A 19,686-nucleotide genomic window follows, 5' to 3' on the forward strand; every position below is an offset into this window, starting at 1 on the left:
TTTGACAGTCGAGTAAAAGCTGATAACTCTAATTAAAGTTATCAGACAGTCCTCTTCAAACCGTACATGAGATTTTCCCTCATACGGCTTCCCTTTAGACTTCATCTAAAGCTTTCACAAGTGTCAGTTTAATAAGCACTAGGTTTTATTAATCCGTATTTCTCAACTAATACCTTGTATGCTCCTTTACTATAGAGCTTGCTTCTTCTCTGACTTTTCCTTTTATAGTACCTGCCTAACCTACACTTTAGGTACCATTCTATATTCCTTTTTGCTTTATTTGGATAACTTACCCCTTCTATGGAAAAATAGTTTATCCAGCCTCTAATTTTTGAGTTTAGTTCATTTGCGATTCTCATTGGCACCAGATGGCCAGATTTCTTTAAATAACTTCCTATTTTCCTTCTTAACTTTTTCAGGGATTTCTTACTCGGGAATACATTCCAATATCTCTTGTCTTCATTTTCTATTTGAAAATGGTAATTGAATAGATTGGACTTTCACCAATTGGATAAAACATAAGCTTAACTTGACGCTCCAAGACTTACACAGACTACACACTAGACTTTTAAAATCTTATCTTACATCTAACAAACATTAATCTACATCCTATTTGTTATTTATAATCTATATTTAATCATCCCTTAACAATTTGACTTAACCTAAATTGTTAATTATTAGCCTCTTTATTCTTTATCTTTAGTCTGTGCCTTGTCTGTGTCAGTCTGTGTCTAATTAATTCTTTAGTGATTTTAACGATCATCTATAATCTGTTCTCTGCTCTTATAGTATTTGCCGTAAAAACTGCCCTGTATATGAATCTTCCATTTCTGCTATCTTTTCTGGGGTTCCTGTAGCTATTACTTCTCCACCGGCGTCGCCGCCTTCTGGTCCTAAGTCAATTATATAATCTGCTGATTTAATTACATCTAGGTTATGCTCAATAACAATGACTGTGTTGCCGCCTTCTCTTAATCGTTTGAGAACTTGAAGCAGCTTCTTAACGTCTTCAAAGTGTAAACCTGTTGTTGGTTCATCAAGAATATAGACTGTATTTCCGGTGCTTCTCTTACTTAACTCGGTAGCTAATTTAACCCGCTGAGCTTCTCCACCGGAGAGTGTTGTTGCTGGTTGTCCTAATTTCATATAGCCTAAACCTACATCATATAATGTCTGTAACCTACGTTTAATCTTAGGAATATGCTCAAAGAACTCTAAGGCCTCCTCAACGATCATGTCTAATACATCAGCTATCGTTTTACCTTTATACTTGATTTCTAAAGTTTCGTTATTATACCGTTTACCATTACAAACTTCGCAAGGCACATAGACATCGGCTAAGAAATGCATCTCTATCTTAATGATTCCATCACCGCTACAAGCCTCGCAACGACCGCCTTTAACGTTGAAGCTAAATCTTCCTTTCTTATAACCGCGACGCTTAGCTTCTGGGGTCTTAGCAAAGACTTCTCTAATATAGTTAAAGACTTTAGTATAAGTTGCTGGATTAGATCGCGGTGTTCTTCCGATCGGTGACTGGTCAATATTGATTACTTTGTCTATCTCTTCTAAGCCTACTATCTCATCATGCTTACCAGGTTTCTCTTTTGACTGATAGATCTCTTGCATTAACTTCTTATTAAGCGTTTCATTAATTAAGGTACTCTTCCCCGAACCAGAGACTCCAGTTATACAAGTAAAGACTCCTAAAGGAATCTCAACATCTATATCCTTAAGATTATGCTGTTTAGCCCCCTTTATTTCCAAAGACCTACCGTCGGACTGCTGTCTTTCCTCGGGAACTGGTATCTCTTTAACTCCTGACAAATACTGCCCAGTTAATGAATCATCTACTTTAACAATATCATCTACATCTCCTTGAGCTACTATCTTTCCTCCATGACGCCCAGCCCTAGGACCGATATCGATGACATGGTCGGCTTCTCTAATCGTTTCTTCATCATGTTCTACTACAATGACAGTGTTACCTACATCACGTAGGTCTTTTAATGTCTTAATCAATCGCTCATTATCCCGCTGGTGAAGTCCAATACTCGGTTCATCTAAGATATAAAGAACTCCTACTAAACTAGAACCTATCTGAGTAGCCAATCTAATCCTTTGTGCCTCCCCACCTGAGAGCGTTCCTGCTGAACGACTTAAGTTTAGATAATCTAGACCAACATTATTTAAGAAGCTCAATCTCTCTCTGATCTCTTTTAAGATCTGACCACCAATTAATTCTTCTCGTTCATTCAATTCGATCTCATTAAAGAAAGCTAAAGCCTCTTCTATCGATAATTCTGTTACCTCCTGTACCGAACGCCCACCTACGGTTACTGCCAGACTTTCTGGTCGTAATCTACCACCTTCACAATCAGGACAGTTCCCAATGCTCATATACTTTTCTAACTTCTTTCCTGCCTTATCTGATTTAGCCTCTCGCAACCTTCTATTTAAATAACCGACAATTCCCTTAAACTGAGTTGTATGCATTCTAGTACGATTATAACGATTAGTATATCTAAAACTAATCTCTTCATTAGAGCCGTATAAAATTATATCTATAATTTCATCGTCTAGTTCCTCTAAAGGAGTGTCCAAACTAAAGCTAAAGTGTTCAGCCAATGCTTCTAATAACTGCGGGTAGTACTTACTTCGCGACCGACGCCAAGGAAGAATAGCCCCATCATTAATTGATTTTTCTCGCTCTAAAATCAAATCTGGATCAAATTCTCGTTTAGAACCCAAACCATCACAAGTCGGGCAGGCTCCATAAGGACTATTGAAAGAGAACATCCGCGGCGTTAACTCTTCTAAATTAATGCCACAATCCGGACAAGCAAAGTTCTCACTAAAGAGATGTTCTTCACCGTCAATCAGATCAATAATAACTAACCCTTCTCCTAATTCTAAAGCTGTTTCCAAAGAATCAGCTAATCGTTCTTTAATTCCATCTTTAATCACTAAACGGTCGACTACTACCTCAATTCGATGTCGTTTATTCTTTTCTAAGTTAATCTCTTCCGACACATCTTTTACTTCACCATCGATTTTCACTCGTACATAACCTTCTCGTTGGATCTTTTTAAGTAAATCCTGATGTTCACCTTTCCGATCACGAACTACTGGTGCTAAAATCTGAATCTTTGTTCTCTCTTCAAATTCTAAGACCTGTTCTACTATCTCATCAATTGTCTGTGAAGCTATTTCTTCGCCACAATCTGGACAATGAGGAGTCCCAACTCTGGCATATAGTAACCGTAAGTAATCATATATCTCCGTAACCGTTCCTACTGTAGAACGAGGATTCTGACTAGTAGTCTTCTGGTCAATCGAGATCGAAGGTGATAACCCTTCAATATATTCCACCTTCGGCTTCTCCATCTGTCCTAAAAACTGCCGCGCATACGCTGATAAAGACTCAACATAGCGTCTCTGCCCTTCAGCATAGATAGTATCAAATGCTAGCGATGACTTCCCAGAACCACTTAACCCAGTAATAACTACTAATTCATTACGAGGAATCTCTACATCTATATCCTTTAAATTATGTTCCTTAGCTCCTTTAACTATAATTCTATCCTTAGCCATTTTAATTTACCTCCAATATTATTTCGTAACATGATAGTTTTTTAGTTTCAGTTCGCAAGCTCTTTATTGAGCTCTTCGATTTCATCTCTAATCTGAGCTGCTAATTCAAATTCTAAGTTATCTGCTGCTTCTTCCATCTCTTCTTCTAATTCTCTTATCAATACTTCAATTTCTGCTTTAGTTAGATCTTCTTTATCATTATCTCCATCTGGATTATACTCTATTTCATTACTCTCTGCTACCATATCTACCGGTCTGAGCACCTCTCTAACTGATTTAACAATGGTTTGGGGAGTAATATTATTCTCTTCATTAAATTCCTGTTGAATCTCTCGACGTCGATCAGTCTCATCGATAGCTTCTTTCATGGAATCTGTCATCTTATCACCATACATAATTACTCTTCCATTTACATTTCGTGCGGCTCGTCCAATAGTCTGAATTAATGACCTTGTAGAACGTAAGAATCCTTCTTTATCTGCATCTAAGATAGCTACTAATGAAACCTCAGGAATATCTAAACCTTCTCGTAAGAGATTAATCCCTACTAGGACATCAAACTCACCTTTTCTTAGGTCACGTACAATCTCTAACCGCTCAATAGTATCTATATCTGAATGTAGATATCTGACCTTAATTCCTGCTCCTCCTAAATACTCTGTTAAATCTTCAGCCATACGTTTAGTCAAAGTAGTAATTAAGACTCGTTCTTCTCTTGCAATCACCTTTTGAATTTCACCTAATAGGTCATCAATCTGTCCTTCAATCGGCCTTACTTCTACTTCGGGATCGACTAATCCTGTCGGTCTAATTATCTGCTCTACTATCTGATTGCTATTTTCATATTCATAAGGCCCAGGCGTGGCTGAAATATAGACTGCTTGATTAACTAAGCTTTCAAATTCTTCAAAGTTTAATGGTCTATTATCTAAAGCCGAAGGTAGTCTAAAACCGTGTTCTACTAACTTTTCTTTTCTTGACCTATCTCCAGCGTACATACCCCCAATCTGTGGGATAGTCTTATGTGATTCATCAATTAAAAGTAAGAAGTCATCAGGAAAATAATCAATCAAGGTCTGCGGTCTAGAGCCTGGTTCTCTATTAGCTATATGTCGGGAATAATTCTCTATTCCCTGACAGAAGCCAACTTCTTCTAGCATCTCTAAATCATATCTTGTTCTCTGCTCTAATCGCTGTGCTTCCAATAATTTATCCTGACTACGAAGTTTCTCTAGTTGTTCGTCTAATTCTACCTTTATGTTTTTAATAGCACTTTCTAGCTTCTCTTCTTTAGTTACAAAGTGACTAGCAGGATAGATCGTTACTTCTTTTAACTCTTGTTTAATCTCACCAGTTAATGAATCTATTTCACGTATTCTATCTATCTCATCACCAAATAATTCTACTCGGTAGACTGTATCTTCATAAGCAGGATGAACCTCTATTACATCTCCACGTACGCGAAAACTCCCTCGCTTTAAATCAATATCATTTCTCTGATACTGAATATGAATTAATTCGCGAATGATCTCTTTTCTATCTTTAATTGCTCCTCTTTCTAAAGAACAAGTTAAATCTAAATAATCAGTCGGTGATCCTAATCCATAGATACAAGAAACACTGGCTACAATAATAACATCTTGTCTCTCAAAGAGTGCACTTGTAGCAGACAACCTTAATTTATCTACCTCATCATTGATTGAAGCATCCTTCTCTATATAAGTATCAGTCTGGGGAACATAAGCTTCTGGTTGATAATAGTCATAATAACTAACAAAGTATTCCACCGAATTATGTGGGAAAAACTCACGAAATTCACTACAAAGCTGGGCAGCCAAAGTCTTATTATGTGCAATTACTAAAGTAGGCTTCTTGACTTTCTCAATTACGTTAGCCATAGTAAAAGTCTTCCCCGAACCGGTCACACCTAATAGAGTCTGATGCTGCATTTTAGAATTAATACCATTAGTTAGTTCTTTAATAGCCTCTGGTTGATCTCCACAGGGTTCATATTCAGAAACTAATTCAAATTCTGGCATACTAATCGCCCCCTACCCTTTCTATTATAACATAATTAAACAAAATTCAAAGGATATAAAAATTGCCAACCTTTAATTATTATTGCTAAAAAAAGTTCAGTTGTCATTTTGACAACTGAACTTTAATAAACGTTAATTTAGCTTACTCTATTAATTCGGAAACATAGACTAACTGAATTCCCATTGCTTCTAATTTGGGAATCATCTCTTTAATTGCTAAGGCAGTATTCGTTCTCACATGACCAATAGTTATCAGATTACCTTTTCTTAAAGCCACTTTAGCTATCTTATTAATCTGTTTCTTAACACTTTCCTTCTTATCTATATTATCAATAAATAGATAGTTCATACCATAGGGCTCGGACAATTTTTGGGCAGCGACCGGAACTGCTGATTGTGGCGCAGTGCTACTATCAACAAAGAAAAGGCCGCGTTCATTTAAGTAATTTAATACTACCTCCATTACTCTTCTATCACCAGTAGCCTTTGATCCCATATGGTTATTAACCCCTGCTATTCTTACACCTAAATCAGCTATATCATTTTTAATCTGTCTTCTAATCTCATTAGCAGACATATCAGTATAAATCGCACCTTGACCTGGGTTAGTCTTAGAAATTGGCTCCATCGGCAAATGCAAAAGAACTTCATGACCAGCTTGCTTTGCTAACTTTGCATCTTGGGTCGAATATGGCCGAAATGGCAAGACCGCTACTGAAATTTGTCGATTTATGCTCATTGTTTCCTCGGTTCCTTGACGGTTAAAGCCTAAATCATCGATTAAAAAAGCCATCTTTGCTTTGATTCGTGGTTGAGTTAATTGTAACCGATAGGCAACTAAACTCTCCTCTTCTAATTCTTCAGGCTCAAAACTTACTTCTAAAAGTAACTCCCAATTCTCTTTAACAAGGTTCTGCTTCTTAATACTTACTCGTAAATCTTCTTCATCTAATTCTTCTTTTAACCCTTTAATCAGCTTACTCACCTCTACCTGCGGAGTAGCAGGAAAGGGTAAAGCTACCTGCTGAGAATATAGATTCCAAATAATCCTTTTACCGTCTACTTCTTGTTTCTTTTCAGCTTGCTGAGCTATATCAAAATCAATATCTAAGTCCTGATTATTAAAATAGCCTTCAACTTCTTTACTAATCTCCTGACTACGACTCTTATAATCTAATTCCTGTACTTTATCCTTTGGTGAAGAATCTTGATTGCTACATGCAGTCATGACTGTTATAATTAATAGCCCACTCATTAATACCAACAATAACTTTGAACTACTGTATCGCATATTGATTTTCCTTTCTATTTTCACTTTAACTGGCTGATTTAAATGCTTCTTCTCTTTGTTTAATCTGCTCTTTTAAATACTCAATAGCCTTTCTAAGTTGCTCATCAACTTCTGTTTCTGGATTATACTTTACTTTTATATCAGGCTTAATTCCTTTATGGTTAATATATCTATCTTTTGGAGTATAGTAACGCGCAGTAGTCAACTTCAAAGCTGAACCATCACTTAGAGGGACTACAGTCTGTACTACTCCCTTACCAAAAGTCTTAGTCCCAATTAAGACTCCACTATTTGTATCTTGAACAGCTCCTGAAACAATCTCCGAGGCACTAGCACTCCCTTTATTGACTAAAACCACCAAAGGATAGTCAAATGGTTTAATCTGAGTAGAAGCTAGAAGAGTCTCTTTTTTTCCATTACGCTGTTTAATATGAACTATTGGTCCGTTAGGTATAAAGTTACTAGCTACATCTATAGCTTCTGGTAACAGACCACCTGGGTTATTCCGCAAATCTAAGATAACTGCCTTTACAGGTTTCTCCCTAAACTTCTTTAATTCCTTCTGGACATCTTTACCAACATTTTTAGCAAACTGCACAACTCTAATATAGCCAATGTTACCTTCTTTAATTTCTGACTTTACGTAAGGGATTTCAATCGTTGCTCTAGTAATCGAAACCTTAAAGGTTTTATAATCAGAATCACTTACTTGTTGGTCTTCCTGCTTCACTTTTGATTTCAACTGCTCACTTTCAACATCTTCGTCTTCTTCATTACTTTTCTTACGCTTGATAGTTAGTTCTACTTCTGTTCCAGGTTTTCCTTTCATCAGACTGACTGCTTTATTAATAGACATTCCTGATGTTGAATCTTCATCAATCTTAATGATCATATCACCAGCCTGTAGGTTAGCTTTCGAACCCGGAGTTCCGTCAATCGGCGAAACGATAGTCAACTGTTCATCACGCATAGTAACTACAATCCCAATTCCACCAAACTCTCCTTCAAAGTCTTCTTGCATCCCCTTATAATCTTTAGCCGATAAGTAAGTTGTATAAGGGTCATCTAAAGTCTTTAACATACCATCAATAGCTCCAACTAATAATTTATTTAGATCTACTTCTTCTACATAATATTGATCTACGATACTTAAAATATTCTTGAAGGTTTTATACTTCTGCGGGTATTTATCTGCTAAAAAATGATTATTAGCCTGTACACCTCTAATAAAAAAACCTAAAGTTCCAGCTCCTAAAATTAACATAACCACAATTAAAACACCTAATATACTTCGTTTCCTTTTAAACATAATTTTCACTACCTTCCCAGAAAGCACTAACTTCATTTTACTTAGCTTAATTAATCAATTCTAGATATTAACCTTATTTCCTGTTTAACAAATAAAATTTATTTGAAATATTTATGGATGTTATATTATATATATATTCATTAAAGATTGTTTATACCAAAATATGTTAAAAAGTTATGAAATTTAATTATGAACCTCGCTTATAATAAGAAAAGCCGTGACTATTTAAATAATCACGGCTTTTTATCAACCTATTTCCTTTTTAAAACTTCTTTGGCAGCGCTCATTACATGTTCAGCACTAATTTCAAAGTAGTCCATTAATTCTTCAGGACCTCCGGAGCGCCCAAAGGTATCTTTAACGCCCACTCGTTTCATAGGAACCGGATGATTTTCGCCTAATACTTCTGCAATAGCACTACCTAGACCGCCATAAATATTATGTTCTTCGGCGGTAACTACTGCGCCAGTCTTCTTAGCTGAAGCTATTACTCCTTCAACATCAATTGGCTTAATAGTATGTACGTTAACTACTTCTGCTTCGATCCCTTCTTCTTTCAGACGATTAGCAGCATCTAATGCTTCACCAACCATTACTCCGGTGGCAAAGATAGTTAGGTCACTACCTTCTCTTATCGGCATTACTTTACCCCATTTGAATTCATACTCTTCTTCATCAAAGACTACTGGCACTCCACCTCGAGTGAACCGCATAAAGACCGGACCATCATATTCTGCCGCTGCTTTAACTACTTCCTTAGCCTCTACTGCATCTCCAGGAACGATAACTGTCATATTTGGAATCGAACGCATAATCCCTATATCTTCTATCGCTTGGTGAGTTGCTCCATCTTCTCCTACTGTAATTCCAGCATGAGTAACAGCAATCTTTACATTTAAATTTGGATAGGCAATAGAATTTCTAACCTGATCCGCTACTCTTGCAGTTCCAAAGACAGCAAATGTACTGACAAAAGGGATTTTACCACAGGTTGCCATCCCCGCAGCAGTCCCTACCATATTCTGTTCAGCAATTCCCATCTGAAAGAAGCGTTCCGGAAACTCACCGGCAAAATGTTTAACTCTAGTCGATGACCCTACGTCAGCATCAAAAACAACAATATCTTCATTCTTCTTCCCTAACTCTAATAAAGCTTCTCCATAAGCATCTCTAGTAGCAATCTTTTCTGACATTTATGTAAACCTCCTAATTTTTTAAAATCAGTAATAAGTAACGGCTAACGAGTAACAAGTATTAGTGAAGTTCAGCTAAAGCTTTCTTCAACTCTTCTTCATTTGGAGCGTTTCCATGCCAACCAGCTTCTCCTTCCATAAAGGAGACTCCTTTACCTTTAACTGTATTAGCAACTACCATTATCGGCTTATCTTGTACTTCCTTAGCTTCATCTAAAGCTTTTAAAATCTCTTTCATATCATGTCCATCAATCTCGATTACATGCCAACCAAAAGCTTCAAACTTTTCTCCTACAGGATGGACATCTAAAATCTCTTCCGTTTTTCCTACCAATTGAAGACGATTATTATCAACAAACCCAATTAGGTTGTCCAATTTATGATGTCCAGCTGACATTGCAGCTTCCCAGACTTGACCTTCTTCAATCTCTCCATCACCTAACATCGTAAAGACACGATAGTCCTTCTGGTCTAACTTTCCTGCTAATGCCATTCCTACAGCAGCTGAAATCCCTTGTCCCAAGGAACCGGTAGTCATATCGACTCCTGGTGTCTTCTTCATATCAGGATGACCTTGCAGATGACTATCTAACCTTCTTAAAGTCTGCAGCTCTTCTTTAGGAAAGTATCCTTTCTCTGCTAAAGCTGCATAAAGAACCGGTGCAGCATGCCCTTTAGAAAGAATAAATCTATCTCTTTCATCCCAGTCTGGGTTATGAGGATCTAAATTCATCTCCTTAAAATAAAGAGCAGTCACAATATCAGTAGCAGATAGAGAGCCTCCAGGATGTCCAGAGCCAGCCGCTCCTACCATCTTTAGAATACTTCTTCTAATCTCTCTTGCCTTATCTTCTAATTGTTTAATCTTTGTCATTTTCTACTTTAACCCCCTTTATAGATTTAAGACTATAACATATTCTCATTAAATCCTTCACCTAATACTTCATGAACATCAGTAATAATCACAAAAGCCTCCTGATCGATATCATAAACAAGACCCTTTAAACGTGCAACTTCTGCTCTACTGATTATACATAATAAGACTTCTTTATCGGCGTCAGTAAAGCCGCCTTTTCCCTTTAAGACTGTTACTCCTCTATCCATATTATCTAAAATTTCTTTCTTAATCTTTGCGCCATGATCAGAGATTATAAATGTACCCTTGGAAATATTAAATCCTTCCTGTACTAAATCGATTGCCTTACTAGTAATGAAAAGACCGATCAAGGCATATAACGCCAATTCTGCACTAAAAACGACACCAGCAAAAGTAATAACTAAAAAATCAATCATCAATAAACCTTTACCAATACTAAATCCAAAATAATGATTAAGTAACCGTGCTACTAAATCTGTACCCCCAGTCGTTGCCTTAAATTTAAAGACAATACCCAGACCAACTCCAGCAAAGACACCACCATAGATTGCTGCTAAAAGAGGGTCATGAGTTAAAGTCTTTAAATAAGGACTTAAGTAATCAGTAGCTAAAGATAATACCAAGATACTATATAAAGTTCTAATTCCAAATGTAACTCCTAAAACCCTGACTCCTGTAAAAAACAAAGGTATATTAATAGCTAACATAGTTAGTCCTACTGGCCAATTAAAGATATAAAATAATACTGTAGCAATTCCACTTACTCCACCAGCAGCTATCTTGTTAGGTACCAAAAACATTACTAAGCTCATTGCTGTCAATATACTACCAATGGTAATTCCTATATAATCATATACTGTCTCTTTCCTCATGTCAACACCCTCATCATAATAGCTAATATTTTAATCTAATATCTCTTGCTTAATTACTAGATATACAAACTTAGGTAGGGCTAACATTCTAAAGATACGACCTGGTTCTTGTAGCAGTCGGTATAACCACTCTAAATTTATTCTCTGCATCCAAGTAGGCGCCCGCTTCTTAGTTCCTGCTAAAACATCAAAGCTGCCACCAACTCCTATGCTAACCGGCACCTGCAATCTAGTTAAGTTATTCGCTAACCATTTCTCCTGTAGAGGGACTCCCATACCAACAAAGAGCAAATCAGGTCTTAATTGATTAATCTCTTTAATTACTTCTGTCTCAGTTTTTTCATCTAAATAGCCATGATGGTCTCCAATTATCTTTAATTCTGGATATTCTAACAAAATCCTCTTTTTAACTTCCGTAGTTCTTCCAGGTTCAGCACCTAGAAAGTAGACCTTATACCCTTTATTAGATGCCACCTCTAATAAATTAACCATTAAATCGATACCTGTCACCCGTTCTGGCAAAGGGTTCCCAATCAATTTAGAAGCTAATACTAATCCTGCTCCATCAGGGACTACCAAGTCTGCTTGATTTAGAATTACTCTCAGGTCAGAGTCATCTTGAGCCATTACTACTACCTCAGAGTTAGGAGTAGCTATTAGATGTGGATTAGAAGTTACCTGCAACATCTCTTCTACCTTCTTTACTGCAGATTTCATATCTACTTTATCGATTATTATATCTAAGATTTTAACTTTATCCACCTAATCACTCCTGTTAGTCAATAGCCGCCATGCTATCTCTGTATTCTCCTTAGCTAACTGCTCTAATTCATCTACTCTTACCTTTAGATGTTGTTCTAATTGCTCTCTTTTTTTCCAAGCCTTTAAGACTCGTTTATGTAAATTAGAGGCATCTAAGTCATCTGTCTTTCCTGCTGCTTTCAAGCCTAAGCGGGCTAAAAAACTATCTACCTTCGGGTCATAGGATATTCCCACTAAAGGAGTATGATTAATAGCAGCAAAGATTAAAGAATGGAGTCTAACTCCAATTAATAAGTCTACTTCTTTAAATAAACCTACTATCTGTTGAGGGTGATAGTTCCCAGCTAATACTTGCTTGTCAGCCTTAGCAGTCTCCATCTGCGCCATTACTTTTTGACTCGCTGCTAAGTCTTCCGGATGATGAAGTGGTAAGAAGAGAATTTGCATTCCTAATTCTTCATTAATTTGGTCTAAAGCTGTGGCTAAAGTGGCTAAATAATGATTATCCTGCCAGTGCCGGACTGAAACCCCAATTACTTCTTTATTTGACTCTAAGTTTTCATTATCAATAATTCTTTTAATCTCATTATCCGATGGCAGAGGTAATGTGAAAACAGGGTCGGCGGTGACCCGCACTTCTTCTTTTACTCCTAATCCTAATAATAATTCCTTAGATTGTTGATCACGAACGGTTATCGCATTCAGATTATTAAGTACCCTCGGAATTAGGAACCTACTTAACCTTCTTATAATTGGCCCTACTCCTTGAGCATAAAAAATAACCGGCACGGCTATTCGCTGTGCTAAATAGATCAACCCTAAATAGTAAAGAATACTCTTTTGGCTCGTTACATCCTGCAAAAGACTACCGCCACCAACTAAAAAAAGATCAACATCTCGCAAAGTCTCAATGACGGCATTTAGTTGAAAACGGTTAATAGCTTTAACTCCATACTCTTTCGCAGTCTTATCTGGATTTGCTGATAAGACTGTAATCTCTAAATTAGCTTCATATTCTTTTAAAGATGCAATAATTGCTGCTAAAATAGCTTCATCTCCAGCATTATCAAAACCATAGTAACCTACAAGGGCTATCTTTTTCATGCAGTTGACTCCTTCCACCAGTTAATGAATGAAGCTACTATAAATGTTAAAAAGCCACCTAGAAGAGCACCTGAAATAAGACCTACTCCTACTCTCAAAGTGCTAACCCAGATAGGAGTATGGATATGAGAGAAAGTATTAAGCATTGTAATTTGACCGATTAAACCACCAAAACTCAAAATAACTCCCCATCTTCTCTTGCCGTTAGCAATCAACCAACTTCCTAAGATTAATAACGGATGACCAATCAAAAATGACTTAAACCTTGGTCTAACTAAAAACACTTCTTCTAACCAACGCCGAATCATAATTTCAAAATCAGGTACCGGCACTAAAGGGGAATTCCCAGTCCTCCCAATATATATTATACCCACAACTACCAAAAAGATTAAAGCAAAGAGTTCTTTTAACTTTAAAGCTCTATTTAACCAGTCCTTAGTCTGGTTAATAATCTCTCTAACTTTAATCTCTTCTCTATTAGTCCAAAATCTATAATGCAAATAATAAAGAAAGTATAAGATAATTGGCCCCAAAAAGGCTAATTTAATACCTCGAAATTGACGAATCTTTAAAAGATAACGCCAATCACTTAAAGCACCAATTAATAATATCACACCACCAATAGTGATTAAACTAGCCTTAATAAAGATACTTAATCCAACATTTAAACCTGGTGTTACAGAGCTTCTTCCGGAAGAAAATAGATATGGTATTAAACTACCAACAAGACTAAGAGTCGGAAAGATAATAGCAATAACCAAAGCAATAATCTCTCGATTCAATAATATGTAACTGCAAAGAATCATTAAAATTAGGATAAAAGCGCCCAATAAAAATAATAATACTTTCCACTTGTCAGCTAACTGTAAAGGAAAATCAGGTATGAATAGATATTCTAATAGATAAAATGAAGCTGCTAAGACACCTAAATTAATAATAATTAATGTAATTATTCCACTATTGAACTTAGCGAACGGTTTCGCTAATCCCAAACTATAGCCTTCCGCTCTCAATTTAGTCGTTAGAGTAGTAAGGAATTTCTTTGTGAGCTTATAAGCCGACTTACCATCTCTACTCTCAAGAATAGGTTTTATATATAGTCCTCTAACATCTCTTTCTCTTACCGCCCGTACATAACGCTCAGCCATCTTATTAATTCTTAACTTATCAAACTCTTCTTGTTGGGCACTATGGACACGAATACTATCTAGTTGTCGATTATCTGCTAAACGATTAACCCCTTGTTGAAATGCAATAAATGGTTCAATAATCCCCAACTTCAAATCATTCTTAGCTAACAGAGCACTAGTTTTCTCTAAGTAATGTGGATAACCCAATACTTCATCACCAGCAAAGATTACTTGCGATATATGACCTTTAGAGATTAGAGATAGCTCTCTAAATTTATCCTTAACTAATTCTGAATTTGTAACTGATTCATTACTAAAACGAGGTACTATCTTTAAACCCGCATTAAGAGCTAATCTAATCTGTTGTTTACTAAGACCAATCGGCAGCTCTAAAAGTACTTCTTTATCTGCTTGAGCGATGATTACTTTTGCCTGTTCATTCTTTACTAAAACTTTTACTTTGCCTAAATAGCTTTCAATTCTATTTAAAATTTTCTTGCCTAAGGCTGGGTCATCATAAAAAATATAAGTTGCTTCGTTAATACTTTCTATATCTAGCTCGTTGAGTAGATTTGAATTAGCCCCAACGATTCTTCCTAATAACTTTAATTCCGAAGCGGTAATTAAGTCTACTTCTCCTTTGTCATTTAACTGATTAAGAGTCTGTTCACTAATCGCTAAGGAAGTGACTCCTAATTCTTTATAGTCGCTTAAAACCGTATTTAAATTTGCTGTCTCAGGCAACTTTAGTTGTTGCCACTGTCCAAGGTCTAGAATCAATTCTACCCTTTGGTTCACAACTTCAACTTGATAACGTTGAAAACCAAGAAATCCAGACACTACTATCGCAACAACCATTAAGAGAAGTAGACTCTTTTTATACATTAATCTGACCTCCACTTGAAATTCTTTGTAAAATTAAACTTAAATATAAAATTCACTTACCTATTAATATACTCCTACCAAACATATTCTATAAGCCTAAATTCTTAATCACCACTACCACCTAAAATTATTAATTTATCTCGCTCTACTTTTACCTCTTCTACTTTTAGTGGAATTGGTAGTTGGGTTAAATCTAAAGAAAAATTAACTTCTTGCATTAGCCTCTGAACGACTTCTTCTGGTACCATTAGATTTGCTACCATGAGGTTCTTTGGAGCAAATGCTAGTCGTTTATTCTTCTCTAATTCAAAAGAACCTGATAGCTTAAGATCTATTTGGTTACCAAACAAGTTAAAAACTCCAGCTAAAATTGTTTCTTTTGGTCCTAATGCTAATCTTAAATCTTCTATAGAACCTAACTGCTTAGCTAAATATTGCTCTAAGTCGGATTTATTAAAACTCAATTTTAACCTCTTATTCTCTCCCTTAGTTATCTTCCAACTTGAGCTTTCCTTAGACTTTGGCTCTAACTTAACATCAATAAATTCAGCTTCTAATTCATCAACTTTTAGACCATCTACTACTAACCCTTTACCTTCTAATTCAACTGCTTCAAAGACACCAACCAACATTAATAGAGCTGGAAAGGATTTAACTTTGGCGTCTAAGTGCTGACTAGAATCAAACTGTTGCTTAAGTCCAATTTCTAATTGACTAGAGAAGTAGTTAGGCAGGAAGATTTGGCTAATTACTAGTAATATTAGAATAATAACAGTTAACATAGTAGTTAACTTCTTCATGCTTTTTCAACCTCATTTCTATTCTTTTAAATAAGCTTGAATTAACGAATCTAAATCTCCATCCACGACTGCTTGGGTATTAGTGACCTCAAAATTGGTTCGATGATCCTTAATTAATTGATATGGATGGAAGATATAAGAACGAATCTGACTCCCCCACGCAATCTCTTTCTTTTCCCCACGAATCTCTGATAGCTTTTCTGCCTGTTTCTCTTGCATATATTCGAAGAGTTTAGACTTTAAGATCTTCATTGCTCCTTCCCGATTCTTATGCTGAGAACGAAGAGTCTGGCACTGGACTACTATTCCTGTCGGCAAATGTGTGATTCGTACTGCTGAGTCGGTAGTATTTACATGTTGTCCACCAGCCCCACTAGCACGATAAGTTTCAACCTTTAAATCGGTCTTATCAAGGTCAATATCTATATCATCATCTATTTCGGGCATTACATCTACCGAAGCAAATGAGGTATGACGACGACCAGAAGAGTCAAATGGTGAAATACGTACTAAGCGATGTACACCTTTTTCAGACTTTAAGTAACCGTAGGCATAAGGGCCTTTAATTTGAAGCGTAACACTCTTAATCCCAGCTTCCTCACCAGCCATGAGTTCTAAAGTCTCTACTTGATAATTGTGTTGCTCTGCCCAACGGTTATACATTCTTAATAGCATCTCTGCCCAATCTTGTGATTCAGTTCCACCTGCACCAGGATTGATTGCTAAGATAGCATCGTTCTGGTCATACTCACCGGCTAATAAAACCTTTAATTCTAAATCTTCCATTTGGTCAGTTATCACACTTAAGTTCTGCTGAACTTCAGGAATTATTGCTTCTTCCTCTTCTTCTCTCCCTAATTGAATCAGTACTTCCGTCTCTTCTAAATCATCTTCTAAATCTTTAAAGCTTTGAATCTTATCTTTAATAGTACTAGCTTTCTTAGCTATCTTCTGTGCCTGGTCACTATCATCCCAAAAACCAGGTTGGGTCATCTTATCTTTCAATTCTTCATGTTGATCTACTAACGCATCATAGTCAAAGAGAGCCCCTCAGTTCTGATAACTTAGCTTTTAATTCTTCTAATCTTGCTTGTTCATCTACTAACATTCCAATTCCTCCTTAAACCAATAACTCCTTATCTAGACTTCTATTTCTCAACTTTTATCGTCCACAACAGCGTTTATACTTCTCACCACTGCCACAAGGACAAGGGTCATTACGCCCTGGTTCTTCTTCTTTAACAATCGGCTGTCGCTTAACTTCTTTCTCTCCTCCTTGAGCTTGAGCTTGTTGCAACTGTTCTTCTTTCTGTGCTCTGACTGAATCATAAGCGGTAGGCACTTCCCCTCTACCAACCTCTATAGATTTTTCTTGTGCAACCATCTCTCCAGAAACAAGCTCTATTCTAAAGATATACTTAACTATATCCTCACGAATACTGGCTATCATATTCTGAAACATATCATATGCTTCATGCTTATATTCTATTAATGGATCACGTTGCCCATAGGCTCTTAATCCAATCCCCTGCCTTAAATCATCCATAGCATGTAAGTGATCCATCCATTTCTGGTCGACTACTTTAAGCATAACTATCTGCTCTATATCTCGCATGATTTCAGAACTAACTTCTTCTTCTCTTGCTTCGTAATTTTCTCGAGCTACATTAAGTAACTCTTCTTTTATAGCCTCTCGACCAAATCCGGCTATATCTTCTGCCTTTAAATCATCTTCTGTTATAAATAAGGTCTGGGCATAGTTAATTAGTCCTTCTAAATCCCACTCTTCTTCATGAACCTCTTGATTAGCATAAATATCTAATAGTTCATCTATAAGCTTTTCAATCATACCAAAGATACTCGCTTTTAAGTCTTCCTCATGTAAGATCTGTTGTCGCTGTTTATAGATGATCTTTCGCTGTTGATTCATTACATTATCATACTCTAAAACTTGTTTTCTAATCTCAAAGTTCCGAGCTTCTACCTTCTTCTGAGCATTCTCTAAGGATCTACTAATCAACGGATGTTCAATCGGCTGGTCTTCATCATAACCTAAAGTATCCATAATACCACTGATCTTATCGGAACCAAAGAGCCGCATTAAATCATCTTCTAAGGAGACATAAAACTGTGAAACACCAGGATCTCCCTGTCGACCAGAACGCCCCCGTAATTGGTTATCAATACGACGACTCTCATGACGTTCGGTTCCTAAGACATAAAGACCACCTTTCTCTTTAACACCTTCTCCTAAAACGATATCAGTTCCACGACCAGCCATATTAGTAGCAATCGTAACTGCTCCCGGCTGCCCGGCATCTTTAACAATCTCTGCTTCTTGTTCATGATGCTTAGCATTTAAAACTTTATGAGGAATATTCTCCCGCTTCAATTTGCGACTTAGCTCTTCTGACTTTTCAATCGACCTTGTACCGACTAATACCGGTTGTCCCTGTTGATGACTATTAACGATATCTTCAACTACCGCTCTAAACTTTATCTCTTCTGTCTTATAGATTAAGTCATCTCGGTCATCTCTAATCATCGGTTCATTAGTTGGAATCACTACTACTCCTAAGTCATAGATCTCTTCAAATTCTTCTGCTTCCGTAGCTGCTGTTCCGGTCATGCCTGATAACTTATTATACATCCGAAAGAAGTTCTGGAAAGTAATACTAGCTAAAGTCTGTGTCTCTTTCTGAATCTTAACTCCTTCTTTCGCTTCGATAGCCTGATGCAGACCTTCACCATACCTTCTACCCGGCATCAAACGACCAGTAAACTCATCAACGATATAGACTTCACCATCTTTAACGATATAATCCTCATCCCGCTTCATTAAAGCTTGAGCATGCAAAGCTTGATTTAAGTGATGGCTTAGTTCTAAATTTTCATCTTGATATAAATTATCTATATTTAACATATCTTCAACGCGCTCAATACCTTCCTCAGTCACAATTACATTATTAGCTTTCTCATCAACTTCATAATCTTTGCCTTCTTCTAACCTGGGTGCTACCTTAGCAAACTTATAATAGAGAGCTGGTGAATGCTCTGTCGGTCCAGAAATAATTAAAGGAGTTCTTGCCTCATCAATTAAGATACTATCTACCTCATCTAAGATAGCAAAATTCAGTTCTCCTTGCACTAAGTCGTCCTTACTGATCGCCATATTATCACGTAGATAATCGAAACCAAACTCATTATTAGTTCCATAGGTAATATCAGCTTGATAAGCTTCCTTGCGAGCTTCCGTATCCATCTCACTGAGGATAACACCAACCTCTAAACCTAAGAACTCATAGATTTGACCCATCCACTCACTATCTCGTTCAGCTAAATAATCATTAACCGTAATAATATGAACCCCTTGTCCGGTTAAAGCATTCAGATAAGCCGGTAAAGTCGCTGCTAAAGTCTTACCTTCACCAGTCTTCATCTCTGCTATATTACCTTCATGTAATACTATTCCACCAATTAATTGAACATCGTAATGGCGAAAACCTTCTTCAGTAGCTCGTTGTGAAGCCTCTCTAACCACAGCAAATGCTTCCGGCAAGAGATCATCTAAAGTCTCCCCATTATCTAACCTCTCTCTAAATTGACCAGTCTTAGCTTTTAAGTCAGCATCACTTAACTGCTGCATCTCTGGTTCTAAACTATTAATCTGGTCTACAATCGGCTGAATTCGTTCTAATTCCTTTTCATTAGGATCTTTAAATAGCCACTTCTTTAGTAAGCCTAACATTGGTATCACCTTTCTTATTATTAATAAATAATTATAAATGTAATCTGTTCTCCTCTAAAATTATATCATTGAATTACAAACA

At 36.6% G+C, this 19,686-nt stretch carries 14 protein-coding genes; all 14 read right to left on the reverse strand.

What is annotated here, in order from left to right; all coding sequences use genetic code 11:
* Positions 1 to 128: 128 nt before the first annotated feature.
* Positions 129 to 470: a group II intron maturase-specific domain-containing protein gene (locus BM077_RS14240; protein ID WP_090003559.1), complete on the reverse strand. Its 342-nt coding sequence runs from the start codon at positions 468 to 470 to the stop codon at positions 129 to 131.
* Between the two features lie 313 nt (positions 471 to 783).
* Positions 784 to 3,594 (reverse strand): excinuclease ABC subunit UvrA, encoded by a 2,811-nt coding sequence (gene uvrA / locus BM077_RS12430; RefSeq protein WP_089750888.1) that lies wholly within the window; start codon positions 3,592 to 3,594, stop codon positions 784 to 786.
* A 47-nt stretch (positions 3,595 to 3,641) separates the two neighbouring features.
* A complete protein-coding gene (gene uvrB / locus BM077_RS12435) occupies positions 3,642 to 5,633 on the reverse strand; it encodes an excinuclease ABC subunit UvrB (protein WP_089750890.1) in 1,992 nt (663 codons plus the stop codon).
* A gap of 142 nt (positions 5,634 to 5,775) precedes the next feature.
* On the reverse strand, positions 5,776 to 6,924 hold the full coding sequence (locus BM077_RS12440) for a divergent polysaccharide deacetylase family protein (RefSeq protein WP_089750892.1): 1,149 nt from the start codon (positions 6,922 to 6,924) through the stop codon (positions 5,776 to 5,778).
* A gap of 25 nt (positions 6,925 to 6,949) precedes the next feature.
* Entirely contained in the window at positions 6,950 to 8,233 is a 1,284-nt protein-coding gene (locus BM077_RS12445) for a S41 family peptidase (RefSeq protein ID WP_089750894.1), read from the reverse strand.
* A 251-nt stretch (positions 8,234 to 8,484) separates the two neighbouring features.
* The gene (locus tag BM077_RS12450) at positions 8,485 to 9,426 is read right to left on the reverse strand and encodes a transketolase family protein (protein ID WP_089750897.1); all 942 of its coding nucleotides are present in this window, start codon (positions 9,424 to 9,426) and stop codon (positions 8,485 to 8,487) included.
* A gap of 61 nt (positions 9,427 to 9,487) precedes the next feature.
* Entirely contained in the window at positions 9,488 to 10,300 is an 813-nt protein-coding gene (locus tag BM077_RS12455; protein ID WP_089750899.1) for a transketolase, read from the reverse strand.
* Positions 10,301 to 10,332: 32 nt separating this feature from the next.
* The gene (locus tag BM077_RS12460) at positions 10,333 to 11,175 is read right to left on the reverse strand and encodes a YitT family protein (RefSeq protein WP_089750900.1); all 843 of its coding nucleotides are present in this window, start codon (positions 11,173 to 11,175) and stop codon (positions 10,333 to 10,335) included.
* 30 nt (positions 11,176 to 11,205) lie between these two features.
* Positions 11,206 to 11,937: a WecB/TagA/CpsF family glycosyltransferase gene (locus BM077_RS12465; protein WP_255361645.1), complete on the reverse strand. Its 732-nt coding sequence runs from the start codon at positions 11,935 to 11,937 to the stop codon at positions 11,206 to 11,208.
* On the reverse strand, positions 11,938 to 13,041 hold the full coding sequence (gene csaB / locus BM077_RS12470; RefSeq protein ID WP_089750902.1) for a polysaccharide pyruvyl transferase CsaB: 1,104 nt from the start codon (positions 13,039 to 13,041) through the stop codon (positions 11,938 to 11,940).
* Positions 13,038 to 15,056, reverse strand: a complete 2,019-nt coding sequence (locus BM077_RS12475) for a DUF5693 family protein (protein WP_089750905.1) — start codon at positions 15,054 to 15,056, stop codon at positions 13,038 to 13,040. The genes csaB and BM077_RS12475 overlap by 4 nt, the downstream gene beginning before the upstream one ends.
* A 104-nt stretch (positions 15,057 to 15,160) precedes the next feature.
* Positions 15,161 to 15,856, reverse strand: a complete 696-nt coding sequence (locus tag BM077_RS12480; protein WP_089750907.1) for an LmeA family phospholipid-binding protein — start codon at positions 15,854 to 15,856, stop codon at positions 15,161 to 15,163.
* 18 nt (positions 15,857 to 15,874) lie between these two features.
* A protein-coding gene (prfB, locus tag BM077_RS12485) for a peptide chain release factor 2 (protein WP_143018637.1) occupies positions 15,875 to 16,964 on the reverse strand; the annotation gives its coding sequence in 2 pieces (ribosomal slippage) (positions 15,875 to 16,894 and positions 16,896 to 16,964; 1,089 coding nt in all).
* A gap of 54 nt (positions 16,965 to 17,018) precedes the next feature.
* Positions 17,019 to 19,604 (reverse strand): preprotein translocase subunit SecA, encoded by a 2,586-nt coding sequence (gene secA / locus BM077_RS12490; protein WP_089750911.1) that lies wholly within the window; start codon positions 19,602 to 19,604, stop codon positions 17,019 to 17,021.
* Between the last annotated feature and the right edge of the window lie 82 nt (positions 19,605 to 19,686).

Origin of the sequence: Candidatus Frackibacter sp. WG13, from assembly GCF_900114655.1 — a bacterium.
Taxonomy (GTDB): domain Bacteria; phylum Bacillota; class Halanaerobiia; order Halobacteroidales; family Acetohalobiaceae; genus Frackibacter.

Coding starts and splice junctions, on each gene's coding strand:
- uvrA (WP_089750888.1), bottom strand. CDS start 3,594: ATGGCTAAGGATAGAATTATAGTTAAAGGAGCTAAGGAACATAATTTA.
- uvrB (WP_089750890.1), bottom strand. CDS start 5,633: ATGCCAGAATTTGAATTAGTTTCTGAATATGAACCCTGTGGAGATCAA.
- BM077_RS12440 (WP_089750892.1), bottom strand. CDS start 6,924: ATGCGATACAGTAGTTCAAAGTTATTGTTGGTATTAATGAGTGGGCTA.
- BM077_RS12445 (WP_089750894.1), bottom strand. CDS start 8,233: ATGTTTAAAAGGAAACGAAGTATATTAGGTGTTTTAATTGTGGTTATG.
- BM077_RS12450 (WP_089750897.1), bottom strand. CDS start 9,426: ATGTCAGAAAAGATTGCTACTAGAGATGCTTATGGAGAAGCTTTATTA.
- BM077_RS12455 (WP_089750899.1), bottom strand. CDS start 10,300: ATGACAAAGATTAAACAATTAGAAGATAAGGCAAGAGAGATTAGAAGA.
- BM077_RS12460 (WP_089750900.1), bottom strand. CDS start 11,175: ATGAGGAAAGAGACAGTATATGATTATATAGGAATTACCATTGGTAGT.
- csaB (WP_089750902.1), bottom strand. CDS start 13,041: ATGAAAAAGATAGCCCTTGTAGGTTACTATGGTTTTGATAATGCTGGA.
- BM077_RS12475 (WP_089750905.1), bottom strand. CDS start 15,056: ATGTATAAAAAGAGTCTACTTCTCTTAATGGTTGTTGCGATAGTAGTG.
- BM077_RS12480 (WP_089750907.1), bottom strand. CDS start 15,856: ATGAAGAAGTTAACTACTATGTTAACTGTTATTATTCTAATATTACTA.
- secA (WP_089750911.1), bottom strand. CDS start 19,604: ATGTTAGGCTTACTAAAGAAGTGGCTATTTAAAGATCCTAATGAAAAG.